Annotated in this window: 12 protein-coding genes; 7 read left to right on the top strand and 5 right to left on the bottom strand. The window is 37.3% G+C overall.

The window, feature by feature from the left end; translation table 11 throughout:
• Window positions 1-16: 16 nt before the first annotated feature.
• Both EV200_RS09230 and EV200_RS09225 read right to left on the bottom strand, forming a co-directional pair.
• A complete protein-coding gene (locus tag EV200_RS09230; RefSeq protein WP_132531440.1) occupies window positions 17-3,187 on the bottom strand; it encodes a SusC/RagA family TonB-linked outer membrane protein in 3,171 nt (1,056 codons plus the stop codon).
• A 408-nt stretch (window positions 3,188-3,595) separates the two neighbouring features.
• Window positions 3,596-6,091, bottom strand: coding sequence for a M14 metallopeptidase family protein (locus EV200_RS09225; protein WP_132531437.1), 2,496 nt, complete (start codon window positions 6,089-6,091; stop codon window positions 3,596-3,598).
• 84 nt (window positions 6,092-6,175) lie between these two features.
• On the opposite strand from EV200_RS09225, the gene EV200_RS09220 reads away from it, so the two are divergent.
• On the top strand, window positions 6,176-7,474 hold the full coding sequence (locus EV200_RS09220) for a UDP-N-acetylmuramoyl-tripeptide--D-alanyl-D-alanine ligase (RefSeq protein ID WP_188754113.1): 1,299 nt from the start codon (window positions 6,176-6,178) through the stop codon (window positions 7,472-7,474).
• Between the two features lie 55 nt (window positions 7,475-7,529).
• Here EV200_RS09220 and EV200_RS09215 read toward each other — a convergent pair whose 3' ends face one another.
• From EV200_RS09215 to EV200_RS09205, 3 genes are read right to left on the bottom strand one after another with little or no spacing between them, the layout of a single operon-like run.
• A complete protein-coding gene (locus tag EV200_RS09215) occupies window positions 7,530-8,024 on the bottom strand; it encodes a gliding motility lipoprotein GldH (RefSeq protein WP_132531434.1) in 495 nt (164 codons plus the stop codon).
• Entirely contained in the window at window positions 7,993-9,492 is a 1,500-nt protein-coding gene (gene ricT / locus EV200_RS09210; RefSeq protein ID WP_132531431.1) for a regulatory iron-sulfur-containing complex subunit RicT, read from the bottom strand. The genes EV200_RS09215 and ricT overlap by 32 nt, the downstream gene beginning before the upstream one ends.
• Window positions 9,493-9,494: 2 nt before the next feature.
• Window positions 9,495-10,643, bottom strand: a complete 1,149-nt coding sequence (locus tag EV200_RS09205) for a DNA polymerase III subunit (protein ID WP_132531428.1) — start codon at window positions 10,641-10,643, stop codon at window positions 9,495-9,497.
• A 193-nt stretch (window positions 10,644-10,836) separates the two neighbouring features.
• Between EV200_RS09205 and ruvX the strand changes: the two genes are divergently transcribed.
• The 6 genes from ruvX to EV200_RS09175 are packed head-to-tail and all read left to right on the top strand — an operon-like array spanning window position 10,837 to window position 14,628.
• Entirely contained in the window at window positions 10,837-11,253 is a 417-nt protein-coding gene (ruvX, locus tag EV200_RS09200; RefSeq protein WP_132531425.1) for a Holliday junction resolvase RuvX, read from the top strand.
• 8 nt (window positions 11,254-11,261) lie between these two features.
• Window positions 11,262-11,897: an O-methyltransferase gene (locus EV200_RS09195; protein ID WP_132531422.1), complete on the top strand. Its 636-nt coding sequence runs from the start codon at window positions 11,262-11,264 to the stop codon at window positions 11,895-11,897.
• Between the two features lie 47 nt (window positions 11,898-11,944).
• On the top strand, window positions 11,945-12,619 hold the full coding sequence (locus EV200_RS09190; protein WP_132531419.1) for a glucosaminidase domain-containing protein: 675 nt from the start codon (window positions 11,945-11,947) through the stop codon (window positions 12,617-12,619).
• Between the two features lie 48 nt (window positions 12,620-12,667).
• On the top strand, window positions 12,668-13,504 hold the full coding sequence (locus tag EV200_RS09185; RefSeq protein ID WP_132531416.1) for a glucosaminidase domain-containing protein: 837 nt from the start codon (window positions 12,668-12,670) through the stop codon (window positions 13,502-13,504).
• Between the two features lie 48 nt (window positions 13,505-13,552).
• Window positions 13,553-14,308, top strand: coding sequence for a hypothetical protein (locus EV200_RS09180; protein WP_132531413.1), 756 nt, complete (start codon window positions 13,553-13,555; stop codon window positions 14,306-14,308).
• Entirely contained in the window at window positions 14,305-14,628 is a 324-nt protein-coding gene (locus EV200_RS09175; RefSeq protein WP_229676814.1) for a hypothetical protein, read from the top strand. Before EV200_RS09180 ends, EV200_RS09175 begins: the two co-directional genes overlap by 4 nt.
• The last annotated feature ends 89 nt before the right edge of the window (window positions 14,629-14,717 follow it).

Below are 14,717 nucleotides of genomic sequence, written 5' to 3'. Positions count from 1 at the left end.
TTTCTTCTATTATCAATTAAAAGCCAACTCTTAAATTAAAACCGAAAGTTCTAGTTTGAGGCAATTGACCACCTTCCTGCCAGAAATTTTCTAATTCTGAAGGATCTACTCCATATTTTTTACCTGGTGCAGATATTAACCAGGCATTTCCTACGATCAAACCTAGGTTTGCAGATTTAACTAAACCCAACTTACTTTTAAGGAATTGAGTTGGCACTGAATAACCTAATCTTACTTCTCTTAGTTTTAAATAGGAAGCGTCAATCATAAACATCTCTCCAGCTCCGTTTTGCATTCCGGTATAGAACGCTGAACTTGCCTCAATGTATCTGTTATTTGGCTGCCCATTTGCTAATACTCCTGCAAATTTATAACCACCGCCTTGTGATACAGGTAACCTCCAATCAATGCCTTTATCATTTACACCTAATGTTTCTGTAGATAAACCACTTCCCATATTAAATGCACGCGTAGTTGAATTAAATAAACCACCCTTTTGAAAATCTAAAGAGAACGAGAAATCAAAATTGTAAACTCTCAATGAACTGAATGCACCACCATTATACCTCGGTCTGGCAAAACCAATAAACTGAGCGGTACTGAAAGTTGGCTGACCATTTGCGCCAATAATCATATTACCATTAGCATCCCTATTAAATTTATTACCTAATACTCTTCCCCATTCTTCACCTTTTGTTAAATTCAAACTGCTTCCAAAAAAAGTAGAGTTCTCATATAAAACATTGTCTTGAGTTGGGGTAATTTCATCAACTATAGTTCTGCTTCTGCTATAATTAACTGATATGTCCCAAGATACATTTCTTGTTTTTACAGGTGTACCTGTTAAGGCTAATTCTAAACCTCGGTTAGTCAGCTGTCCTGCGTTAATCAAATTGCTTGAGAAACCTGTAGCACCATTTGCAGTAACCGAAATAATCTGGTCTTTATTGTTATTCTTATAATATGAGAAGTCTACTCCAATTCTGTCGTTTAAGAACTTCAATTCTGTACCAACTTCAATTGATCCAGACAAGGCTGGCTTAATTCTACCGTCTCTTAATTGATCGCCAATGTTTATGGCCGCATTATCGCCATAAGATTGTCTAATATTATATTGCAACATTAACTGGAAAGGATCCAAATCAGAGCCAACTCTCGCATAAGAAGCTCTAACTTTTGCAAATGAAATTATATTCTTCACACCTTGTGAGAAAAATTGAGATGCGATGAACGATCCTGATACAGAAGGATAAAAGTAAGAGTTTAAGTCAGGCGCAAAAACAGATGACCAGTCATTTCTTCCAGTAACATCCAGATATAGAAAGCCTTTATAGCCTAATGATGCTTTTCCATAAATACTTCTTACTTCTTTCTCATAAAAAGTGTTTGCGGTAATCGGTCTTGCAACCGAAGCTGCAATGTTAAAATAATTACGGAAGCTTAAACCGCCAGCCGTTTCCATGTTCAACCCTTCTCTTCTTTCATGTCTGATGTTTCCACCCAGTAATGCATCGAAGCTAAAGTCTCCCCATGATTTTTTATAAGTTGCATTTAATTCATAATTAAACTCATTGTTATTGTTTGAGGTTGTTTTGAAATAATCCTGCTGAAGTCCACCTGTAGCCATACGCTCATCACCCAAAAGTGTATTTACATCTGCACGGACTATACCTTGCAATGCTAACTCATTAGTGATATTATATTTCAATCCTAAGTTTCCAAATATCCTATTCCTTCTGGCGGTACGGTAATTGTTATTTGCTACCCAAAATGGATTATCCCAATATTGAGGTGTATTTATTTCATCTAAATCACCACTTCCATTTGGATCGCCAATATTCCAGGATGTTGGGTTTCCGTTAGCCAATACCTGATTACCCTCCATTTCCTTCATATCTAATTGCCTTTGAAACCACTGATTGAAACCCTGAACGATATTTAAACCATCGTTTCTATAACCTTCATAGGGCTGTCCTTTTCTTTCCTCTCTAGAGAACTGTAAGTCAGTAGAAACTGTTAATTTCTTGCTAATATCATAACTCCCGTTAACATTGAAAATATTAATATTTCTATTTGAGTTTTGCTGAACAAGTGTTCTAGTTTGGTTCGTGTATCCTACGCGCAAGTTATAAGCATCTCCGCCAGTTGTAAAAGCAAGAGAGGTATTGAAGTTTCCACCAGTTTGAAGGAAATCTTTAATATTATCTGGCTGAGCAGTTATTGCAGTAGTTTTACCAAAATTTTCACCAGGTAACCAACTATAGTATGGTCTATATTGGCTACCGTCTATTTTTGGTCCAAAACTTGCATCCGCACCATATTCTAACATTTTTTGACCATTGAATGCAGCCCATGAAGCAGGGTGTATAGCTGGATTGTATTCAAAAATAGGCCATTCAGCTGTATAACCACCAGCATATTCATTTTGATAATCTGGCAATAATGCAACTTTCTCTGCTGTATAACCCGTATTCAATTCAACAGAAGTTCCCGGTCTTCTTGATCCTTTTTTATTAGTAATTACAACTACACCATTATAGGCCCGTTGACCATACAACGCTGCTGCTGCTGCACCTTTTAAAACTGTCAAACTTTCAACATTGTCCATATTTACATTGTCTGCTGTAGTAGGCGTACCATCAATTACAAATAATGGCGCTCCTAATGATACACCATTGATACCGCGAATAATGATTGAAGCATTGTCAAATGACGAACTAGGAGATCCGTTTAATTGAACACCGGCAACCTTACCCGCCAAAGCAGTGTTAACATCGGTTATTCTTGCATTGTTTAATCGATCCCCATCAACTTTAGCGACAGAATAACCAAGTGCCTTTTGATCTCTAGCACCGCCAAGTCCTGTTACTACGACTTCACTTAATGATTTGGCATCACCTAATAATGCAACATTGATGGATCCAGCCGATCCAATCGTCTTGGTTTGAGTTGTAAATCCAATTGAACTGAATTCTAGTGCTGTTACGCCTGATGGTACTCTTACAGAATATTTTCCGTCTGCTCCAGTAACTGTACCACCCTTTGCACCTTTAATTTTCACATTTACTCCGGGAAGCGGTAGTTTGTCGTCCGCAGAAGTAACTGTACCACTGATTGTTCGATCTTGAGCTATTGCCGTTACAGCAAAAAGCATAAGAATGAACAAACTTTGTAGAAGTTTTTTCATAATTTAATAATAGGTTAGTTAATGATTAATGATTTTTCTAATCTAAGAATTGAAAATCACTAAAGAAAATTTATTTTAACATTTTTTAACATTGTTAAAAAAATCACAACGCATACAATAAGAATCTGAAAAACAAATACTTACAAAAAGTAAAATTCCATTAAACGTTTTAGTTCTTACAAAAAGAACCTAATAAAAAAGTAATTAAACGTTAAAATGTGACACATTTATAGATAAAAAAATATTTTAATCGGAATAAATTATTTTTTTGATTAAAAAAAATCAAAATCAACCAAACATATTGTAAAATTTACACTATGGTGCTAAAAAATTAAAGCCCTTACGAATTAAACCTAGGGTATTCCTAGTAAAGACTATTTACGAATCGCTAAACACGGGAAATCCAGACTAATACCTACAAAATACCAGATTACAAAAGAGTGTCTTACCACCCTCCCAAAAATTTCTAAAAAGAGGATCGTTAGCCAAATAAACTACCTGACCACGCCCGAAATTCTGCACACCAATTAGTAACCCTGATTTTAACTCCTCACGCACTTTTTTACCCACTACTCCAGCCATTAAGCTTTTGTCATTTACCAGGCCAACATTCCAGCCTTCTGCGAATGGTTCGTATATTTTTCGATCGGTTTTTAAGGTATAATAGGTTTTGCCCAAGCCGTATGCAAAAGGATGAGAAGCGTCAAGATTTACTTTATATATAGCACCTGGTATAGCAAATTCATAATCATCTTTGTCCTTATCTTTAAAAAGCAGTTTGCTTGGTATTGGTTTTTCATCTTTTTTAGCAATCACTTCTTTCTTTTTAATTTCGAAGCCTTTTTTATCCAATACACTTTCTATTGCATCTTCCATTAAAATGAGTCGTCCCCCCTTATTTAGCCATGCGGTTAGGCCCTCATTAATAAAAGTACTGTAACTGCCATCGGGCAGAATTAGGGTATTAACTTTATTAATATCTAAATTATTGATGTCTTTTGCAGTAATAATACATGCGCTAAGGTTCAGATCATGTTCCAGGTAAAACCAAACTTCACCAAAGGCTAAAGAAGAGACTTCATTTCCAGAAACGATAGCTACTTTTGGCTGCTTCAGGATGGGATATACGTTCGATCCAAAATCTTTTCCTTTCTCGACAAAACCACTGGTAATCCCCACTATAGGTTTATTTAATTGATTTGCAATTCGCACAACTTTTGCCCTCAAATCTTTAACAGATTTTTCATTTTCATTTCTAAATACGATTAGTGTTCCTGCAGGATATTCTTTACCTAAAACAGTAAATGGCTGATCGGCCTGCCGTACCTTTATATTTTCTCGCTGCAACCCATTTAAAATCTGCGCATCCTCTGCCGAGCCCCAAGGGAATAGCCATGCTAAAGGTTTTTCAATATCGTTTGATGCTTCCTCAGCTATGGCTAAATCTGCATATTTACCTTTGAAGCTTTCTTTACTGGCATAACTTTTTAAACCATAAACATACGGCAAGGCCCACGCAGTAATATCATAGGTATTAGAATCGGTAACCTGTGTTTGCGGTTCCAATAAAACGTTAGCCAGAACGGCTCTTGGCTGTTGAACATTGACGATTAAATCATTCCGGGTTAAGCTAAAATTTTCTTCCTTCTGTGTATCGTAATCGTAGGCCTTACCAGATTTTTCTCCGCCATAAGCAAACTCAATTTTATTCTTCTTTAGCAATTCAGCTAATTTCTTCTGGCGGGATAGGTTACCGGCCTTAATTACAAAGGTTTTATAAATGCCGGGCGAACTTGTCATTTCCTGCTGAAAGTATTTTTTATATTCCTCCAGTAACCTATTATGATTTTGTGAAGAAACTTCTATCGTAGACATACCTGTGGTAAAATGATGCGCAATCCTATCTTTCAGTGTTAAAGTGTCTCCATCATTCGTCACTACAGACAAACCAGCCCTGATTCCACCCTGCTCATAAGTCATTCCAATTGATCCATTATATAAAGGGTAAGTATCACCATAAGATGGATACAGTAAATCGAAACGCTCCTTTGTAAAATAAGGCCAACCTTCCTGATCGAAATATTTTGCATTATTTTTTCCTACAATGACTTGAAAACTTTTTTGCCAAGGTGTAATATCCTGATGCACAGGCTCTGCAGCCGGAGCAAAATAATAAGGCTCATTATAACTTTGCTCATGAAAATCAACATGTACCTGAGGCATCCATTCGTTATATAAAGCAAGTCTTTGCTGGCTTTCTATTTGAGTTTGCCAGGCCCAATCCCGATTTAAATCAAAATAATAATGATTTGGTCTACCCCCAGGCCAAGGCTCAATGTGCTCTCTTGCAGCCGGATCCGAATTTGGCGTTTTACCCACCACACTGTTAAAATAATTTACATAACGGTCTCGTCCATCAGGATTTAGGCAGGGATCAATCACTACCACTGTGTTCTTTAACCATTCATTTGCCTGTTGATTTGTACCAGAAACCAAAGTGTAAAGCATTTTCATTGATGTTTCAGTTGAATTGGCTTCATTTCCATGAACATTATAACTGAGCCAGGTAATTACAGGCTGAGCGCTTAAATCAATATTATTAGTTGTACCAGATGCCAGCTTTAAATTGGTTTTTTGAATTTCTTCTATCCTAGCCATATTCGTAGCTGAGGAAATCACCGCAACCATTAAAGGCCTGCCTTCATTCGTCATACCATATGCGATCAACTTCATGCTTTTAGGCGCCGCAACTGCCACTTGACGAAAGTATTCCGCTACCTTATAATGAGGCGTGAAGTGTGTTCCAAGTGCATATCCCAAAAATTCATCCGGAGATTTAATTTGAGCTTTAACGGAGAAAATCGATGTGATAATAAAAAATAAGAAGGTAAGGCTTTTCTTCATAAGGATTATAAATTTATCTAATGTACTAATTTTGTTATTTGTTGCGATGAAAGCTTAATTTTACTGCAAATTTTTAGCAAAAGCATGATTACCACTGAAAAGTTATATAGCCATTATCAAGAAAACCCCATCATTTCTACAGACACCAGAAACATCTCAACTGGCTGTATCTTTTTTGCATTAAAAGGCGATAACTTCAATGCAAATGAATTTGCACAACAAGCCATTGAAAAAGGTGCCTCTTATGCGATAGTTGATGAAGAAAAGTTTGCGTCTGATCAATGCTTATTAGTAGATGATGTGCTTTCAGCATTACAAGATCTGGCACGTTATCACCGCCAACAATTAAACATACCAGTCATTGGACTGACTGGCAGTAATGGCAAAACCACCAGTAAAGAACTGGTTAATGCGGTATTATCAGAACAATACAAAACTTTTGCCACCTTCGGCAACCTAAATAACCATATTGGTGTACCTCTTTCTATTTTATCCATTACAAAAGATGTAGAAATTGCTGTGATTGAAATGGGTGCCAACCATCAGAAAGAAATAGAATTACTTTGTACCATTGCTCAACCTACGCATGGCATTATTACCAATGTTGGCATGGCACATTTAGATGGCTTTGGCGGATTTGAAGGTGTTAAAAAGGGCAAGGCTGAACTTTATGCCTATCTGAAAGCGCATCGAGGATACACTTTTATTAACCGTGACAATGCTTACCTTATGGAAATGAGCACAAAAGCTGGTCTAGACAAACTCATCTATTATGGAACTGAAAATGGCAATACCATTAAAGGAAGCTTAAAAAGCAGTGATCCTTTTATTGAGATTGACTGGACAAATCATGATGTGGCTTCAACAGTAAAGACGAACTTAACAGGCAGCTACAATTTTGAGAATATCCTGGCGGCCATTTGCATTGGCGACTTTTTTGATCTGACTCCAGAACAAATTAATGCTGGCTTATCTGGTTATCAACCTAAAAACAATCGTTCTCAACTCACTCAAACAGAAAGCAACAGTGTAATTTGCGATTTTTACAATGCCAATCCAAGCAGTATGTCTGCTGCATTAAACAACCTATCTGTTTTAACGGCTGATCACAAAATTGCAATATTAGGAGACATGTTTGAGTTAGGACCTGAATCTGCAAAACAGCATGAACTTATTGTAAAACAAGCTTCAGAAAGTGGAATTGATGAAATTATATTGATTGGAAAGGATTTTTACGCCTATAAAAATGAAATTACGGCTACCTTTTTTCAAACACCTGCTGAAGCCTCCACATACCTTCAGGAAAAGCAAATTAAAGATAGCCTAGTATTACTTAAAGGCTCAAGGGGTATGAAGCTGGAAAGTTTATTGCAGTTTTTATAAGAATCTAATCAGGCTCGTGGATTTACGAACCTGATTAGATACATTATAATTTTGTTTAATTTGGAGTTTCTTCTATCAAAACACCCAAATCTACCACTTCTAATAAGGGATTATCACGCATGTTTTGCTCAATCTCGATGCTAAATTTTCCATTTCCCGGAAAATGGTAATTGGTCTGCATCGGAAGTATATAACTGAAAATATTTCCGGAACCACTTCCCAGCCATTCTCCATCATTTTTGGCCAGTTTATATTGATAACGCTTGGTGATCACATTTTTTCCGTTGCCAAAATGAGCCAGGATAAAAATATTAGAATACTTGTAATCAGCCGTATGCCTTAATTTGAAATAAATATTATAGGCTTTAGTGTTATCCTTGATCTCAAATGAGTTAACGATGTGATTTCTATAAGTCCATTTCCGCTCCGGAACCTTATGATTAGAATCAATTACGCTGGAAGTACAGCCCATTAAAAACGAAGCAACTATCAGGAAAAACAATAAAAATGCTCTTTTTTTATTCAGCAGCTGGCTTTTGATCTGAACCATTCTCTTTTCTGCGGTTATTATTTTTTCTACGGTTATTTCTGTTTTTATTTTTGCTTGGTTCCGGCCTAGCTCCATCTACACCAGTTTCACCCTCTGCATTCACTATTGGTTTTTGCGCTTGCTGCTGAGGTTTTTGATTATTCTGAGTTTTAGGACCATTAACGTGTTGTGGTTTTGGAACAGCTTGTTGCTGAGGCTTTGGTCCATTCTGTGGCGACTTTCCGTTTGACTGAGGTTTCTGATTGGCCTGTTGAGGCTTAGGATTAGCCTGCGCATTTTTCTCACCTGCTGGTATCCGCTCTCTTCTGTTTTGATTATTATTCGTTTTGCCTTTTGGGTTACGATTCTGGTTGTTTTTACCTCTTGAACGTTCATCCAAACGGGTAAGACTATCCTGACCAACCACATTTTCGTAATCAAATGATTTTTCAACCACAACCGGTGCAGCAATCTGAACAGCTTCTTCTTTTAAATTAGGTGCTTTTTTACCCGCTTTGTTCATCACCATGATTTCTTTAACCCGTGACGCTTTAACCGGAATCCAGTTTTCATCGCCCTGGTAACTAAACCACATAATTTTTTTAAAAATATCTGTCTTTTGATGGCGGGCATAACCCGCTTCGGTATCCAGGTTTTCAATGCGATCCGGAATATCTTTTAGTGCATCTAAGTAAGTATCTAACTCATAATTTAAACAACATTTTAATTTCCCACACTGGCCGGCAAGTTTTAATGTATTTAAAGATAAATTCTGATAGCGGGCCGCAGCTGTAGAAACTGTTTTAAAATTGGTAAGCCAGGTAGAACAACATAATTCACGCCCGCAGGAGCCAATTCCACCTAAACGTCCAGCTTCCTGGCGCATTCCAATCTGGCGCATTTCGATCCGGATACGGAAACTTTCTGCCATTTTCTTAATCAGCTCACGAAAATCCACACGTCCGTCGGCAGTGTAGAAGAAAGTAGCTTTAGTCTTATCGGCTTGGTAATCCACATCACTTATTTTCATGGATAAACGCAGGTCTAGCGCCAGTTTACGGGCCTTATGCATCGTTTCCCATTCCATTTCTTTCGCCGCATTCCATTTTTCTACATCGGCTTCAGTAGCCTTTCGATAAATCTTTTTCACTACCTGATCCAAAGGTGCTTTTCTTCGTTTCATTTGCACACGCACCAATTCACCAGTAAGCGAAACATGGCCCACATCAAAACCACCAGTTGGCCCTTCAACAGCCACAAGCTCTCCAATTTCCAGATAAATGTTATCGTGATTTAAGAAAAACTCCTTACGTGAGCCTTTAAATTTTACTTCTGTAACCTGAAAAGGTTTATAATTTGAGGGCATATCCAAATTGGATAGCCAATCGTGAACTTCCATTGTCTGGCAACCACCAGTACCGCATGAGCCATTACTCTTGCATCCATTAGGGGTGCAACCACCACCTGTTGAACAACTTCCACATCCCATAACTAATTGTATATATATTGAGTCCCCGCAGGGAGCGTTTTAAACTTGATAATTTTTACCAATTGTAAAGATACATCTAAAAAGAGAATTTTTGGGTTTGCGTTCCTTTCAATATGGTAGTGCGCCGCTTCCAATTCACTGATAATGGCCTCTGCCATTGGTAAACTGAGTACATGAGTGCTTAATTTCTTAGCAGTATCTAAGGTGAGTGGTGGTAATTTCACCAACTCTTCTGCACCGCTAATGATTAAACAGCATTCACGTAAATAATTAATGCCGTACCTTAAAAAATTCTTTTGATTCTCTCGTCCCCATTTTGCAGCTACATCTGTAAAATCAATCAAATCGGGTACTTTGTTTCCAAAACCCATTCTTAACCAGGACGTAAAAGTACCAGAGCTATCATTTTGCGTATCCGCAGCTAATGCTTTTGCCTCTATTAAATTTCCATCCGCCAGGAAAGCATAATCAATGGACTGATGCGAGGTTAATCCACTATTTTGTGATAAATATCCTGAAATATCATCGCCAGTTAATTTTGGTATTTTAACAATTTGAGTCCGGGATAGAATGGTTGTTAAAATCTGATCCTGACTTTGAGCAATTAAAATAAACAGGGTATTGGCAGGTGGTTCTTCTATTAGTTTTAACAAGGCATTACCTGCTTTATCTAAATATTCTGGCAACCACATAATTAAAACTTTCGTTTCTGCTTCGAAGGCTTTATAACTTAGTTTTTTGATAATATCATGGCATTCTGCAATTGGAATATTAGCCTGCTTGTTCGCAGCATCGAGCTTTGAACGCCAGATATCCATATCGAAATAAGGATCCTGCAAAAACATATTTCGCCATTCATCCAATACATCTACCGCAACTTTTGTACTGGCGGATGCAAAAAATGGATAAGAGAAATGCAAATCCGGATGGATCAGTCGTTCGTATTTTCTACAACTGGAACAATCGCCGCAGCTATCGCGATCACCTTTGTTCAGGCAATTCACATATTGCGCATAAGCCACGGCCAAAGCCACCGCTCCAGAACCAACAGGCGATAAAAAAAGTTGCGCATGACTCATCCGATTTTCTTTAACCGTTTGCACCAGCTGCTGCTTTATTCTTTCCTGACCAATGATTTCTTTAAATTGCATTTGGTGCAAAATAAGAAATTGATGCGAGATTCACACATTTGTCATGATGAACTTGCTTTGTATTGATGTTTTTTAAATTGGAAAGACACTTAAAAACGCAAAGTTTAGTGGTTATTTCAAAAACCTTACCTTTGGATTTTTAATTTAATATGCCTTTCTGCTAAATGCAAAGGCTACGTACAAAAACTTTTCTATGGCCCGGATTTTGGCTTTTGATTACGGAACAAAACGCATCGGCATTGCCGTTACCGATCCTTTGCAAATTATTGCAACCGGATTGGATACCGTACATCCAAAAGATGCAATTGAATACATCAAAAAATATTTACTTACTGAACAGGTTGAAGCCTTTGTACTTGGCGATCCTAAACAAATGGATGGAACAGATTCAGACTCCAAACAACATGTAAAGGGTTTTTCTACCTTGTTAAAAAAGGCCTTTCCCACCATCCCGCAGCACTGGGTTGATGAACGCTTTACGTCAAAAATGGCTCATCAGGCCATTATGCAAAGTGGCTTAAAAAAAATGGATAGGCGAGATAAAGATCGGGTGGATACCATTGCTGCAACCATCATTTTACAATATTTCATGGAAACTAACCGTTTATAACCGAATACATGAGCCTGATAAACGACAACTTACAAGATTTACTAATTCATTACTGCGAGCCTGAAAGCCAGTTGCTGCAACAAATAGATCGGGAAACCAATTTAAAGGTTTTGATGCCCCGGATGCTCTCCGGACATTATCAGGGTAGGGTTTTAAGTATGCTGAGTAAGATGGTGGCACCAAAACGCATCTTGGAGATTGGCACCTTTACTGGTTATGCAACCTTGTGCCTCGCTGAGGGATTAACGCAAGACGGAATCATTTATACTTTAGACATTAACGTTGAACTAGAGGACATGGTAAGGAAGCATTTCGCACAATCTAAACACCATAATCAGATCAACTATATCTTAGGTGATGCCACTAAAACCATACATGATTTAGATGAAACCTTTGATATTGTTTTCATAGATGCTGACAAAAAGAATAATGGTACTTACTATGATTTAATCTTTGATCAGGTTCGCCCTGGCGGAATAATCATTGTGGATAATGTATTGTGGAGCGGTAAAGTTCTTCAGGATCAGCAGGACAAAGACACCAGAAACATTACCGACTTTAATGATAAAATAGCTGCAGACGAGCGTGTGGAAAAATTAATCTTACCTGTTAGAGACGGGCTGTTTGTGATCAGGAAAAAATAAACTTTCGTCTTTGCTATGCAAGAAGCAATGACAATAATAAAAAGAAAATGAAAATTATATTTACTATTTGCCTTTTACTTTTAAGTGTAATCATTACTAAAGCACAAGATACAGATGAGTATATTTCAGAACATGTGGAATGTGCACAAGAATTAATGCATGACCATAAAATACCTGCCAGCATTATTTTAGCGGTCGCCATTCACGAATCTGCAGCAGGTAACAGCAGAATTGCACAACATTTAAATAATCATTTTGGTGTAAAAGGGCCTAACAATAACACTGAAATTCGTTCTGCCTACCGGGATTATAATAGCGATCAAGATTCATACAATCATTTTGTTGAAATCATGGAAACACGCGCTCCTTTTAATAATCTGTTTGAAAAATATGATCAATATGATTATAAAGGCTGGGCAAAGGGAATTCAAAGATCAGGTTATGCACAAAGCCGCACATGGGCAAGCCAGGTAATTAATCTGGTTAAAAAATATGAGCTTTATCAATATGATGATCGCCCTGCAGATTATGTTGAACCCATTCCTGCCAAACCAGTTTATCACCCGAAAAAGAGGCATAACGTTTCTGCAAGATATACCGTAAAATCTGGCGATAACTTAAATTTAATTGCCAAGAAAAAGCACACAACAGTTAAAGCCATTATGAGAAAAAACGGCATGAAAAGTTCGAAATTAAAACCTGGACAAAAAATTAGATTGTAGTTATTCTATATCGTTCTTAAAAAAATCAATTAATATCTGATCATTATTATGAAATTCATCTTCTTCTATGTTGCTTTTGCCGTGCTGCTTTTAAGTGCTTGCGGAACACGTAAATACTCAAAAAACAATAAGCAAATTGAAAAGGCAGCAAACAAGGCCAACAACAATACTTACAAGAGCTACAATACATTAAGTTATATAGACGAGTTTAAAGCGGTTGCCATTGAGGAAATGAATTCTGATGGAATCCCGGCAAGTATAACCCTGGCACAGGGCATTCTGGAATCGGGTAGTGGCAACAGTGATTTAGCGAAATATGCCAACAATCATTTCGGAATTAAATGTACCTCAGACTGGAAGGGTAAAAATTATTTCAGAGATGACGATCAGAAAAACGATTGCTTCAGGGTGTATAAAGATGCCCGAGAATCATTTAGAGATCACTCCGAATTTCTAAAGCGGAAACGCTACAGCTTTTTATTTCAACTGGATAGAAATGATTACAAAAGCTGGGCCCAGGGTTTAAAGACGGCAGGTTATGCTACTAACCCAAAATATCCTGATTTATTAATTGGCGTGATTGAAAAATATCAACTCTATCAATACGATCAACCGGAAAGCGAAAAACAAAAAATTGCCAGAGAAGACCGGGTTTTTACGGAGATCAATCAAAATATTCCGAAAGAAAAAGAAAAATTTGCACCAGTTGAAACCCCTCCACCAGGAGCAAAGCCCATTATAGCTGATGGAACTTACACGGTGGTAAAGGGCGACACCTTATACAACATTGCAAAAAGATTTAACCTGAGTGTTGACGAGTTGAAAATGCTGAATGAAATGACAAGCGACGGGATCAAACTTGGCCAGGTGCTTAAGGTTAAATAATGTTAAGCCTAAACATTCCATATAGGATATTTGTAGTTTTGTAGACTAATGAAACTTTTTGCAGCTTTACTATTATCACTTAGCTTCTTTTCGATGCTTGTTCATGCACAAACCAAACCTGTGCAGGGCCTTGTTATTGATAAGGAAAGTAAACAGCGTTTAGCAAAAGTTTATATTTATAATCTTCGCACTGGCGATGGGCTTTACAACAATACAAAAGGAGAGTTTAGCACTGCTGCCATTCCAGGAGATACCCTAGTTGCTGCACTTTCAGGCTACGGAGTAGATACATTGGTTTTCCACGGTCAGCCGACTGCCTATTTCCAATTGAAATCTTTAGGCATCAGGTTAAGGGATGTTGTTATCCAGCAAAAAAGATTAACGCCACAACAGCTTTATGAAAAATCTGTACAGGAATATCGTTATCAAACCAAAAAAGGCAGCAGTAAAGATTTGATTAACTTAGGGAACGGAGGTGTTGGTTTGGGTATTGATGCCATTTACAATTTACTCAGCAAACAAGGCAGAAATGCCCGTCACCTTCAGAAGATCCTGGAAAAAGATTATCATGAAGATTTAATTGATTATCGTTTTAACCCTAATTTAGTGCATCAGGTATTGGGAATAAAAGATGCGGAACTAATTGACTTCATGCAGCAATACCGACCAACTTACCAGTTTGTGCTTGATGCTGATGACTATTCTTTCAATGTATTTATCAAAAATGCATACAGGAGTTATCGCATTAATCCAAAGGCATTGCAACTACCAAAATTGCCTAACATAACAATTGAAAATCTGTGAAAGCACCTATTTTGATTGTAAAAAACTTACCTGCGGCAGGTATGGCTATCTTTCCCTTTATTTTGCTTAAACATGTAAAACTTAAGCAAGACCAAAGCATCATTAATCATGAAAAAATTCATCTCCGCCAACAATTGGAGCTATTGATTTTACCGTTCTATATTTTATACCTGATCAATTATTTTATCAATTTAATCCGATACCAGGAGCACCATAAAGCTTATTTAAACATCGTTTTTGAGAAAGAGGCATACCATAACGAATTGAACATGGAATACCTTATAAAACGCAATTGGTATGGATGGATCAGGATGATTTAACCATTGGATTTTAAGAACAAATTCGCCACAAACCAGAGATTCATTCTCTTAAAACTTTTGATCTATAATTTTTTTCGTTTTCTTTGTAA

This window comes from Pedobacter psychrotolerans (assembly GCF_004340665.1).
In the GTDB taxonomy this organism is placed as follows: Bacteria; Bacteroidota; Bacteroidia; order Sphingobacteriales; family Sphingobacteriaceae; genus Pedobacter; species Pedobacter psychrotolerans.
This window is presented reverse-complemented; position numbering and strand designations above follow the sequence as displayed.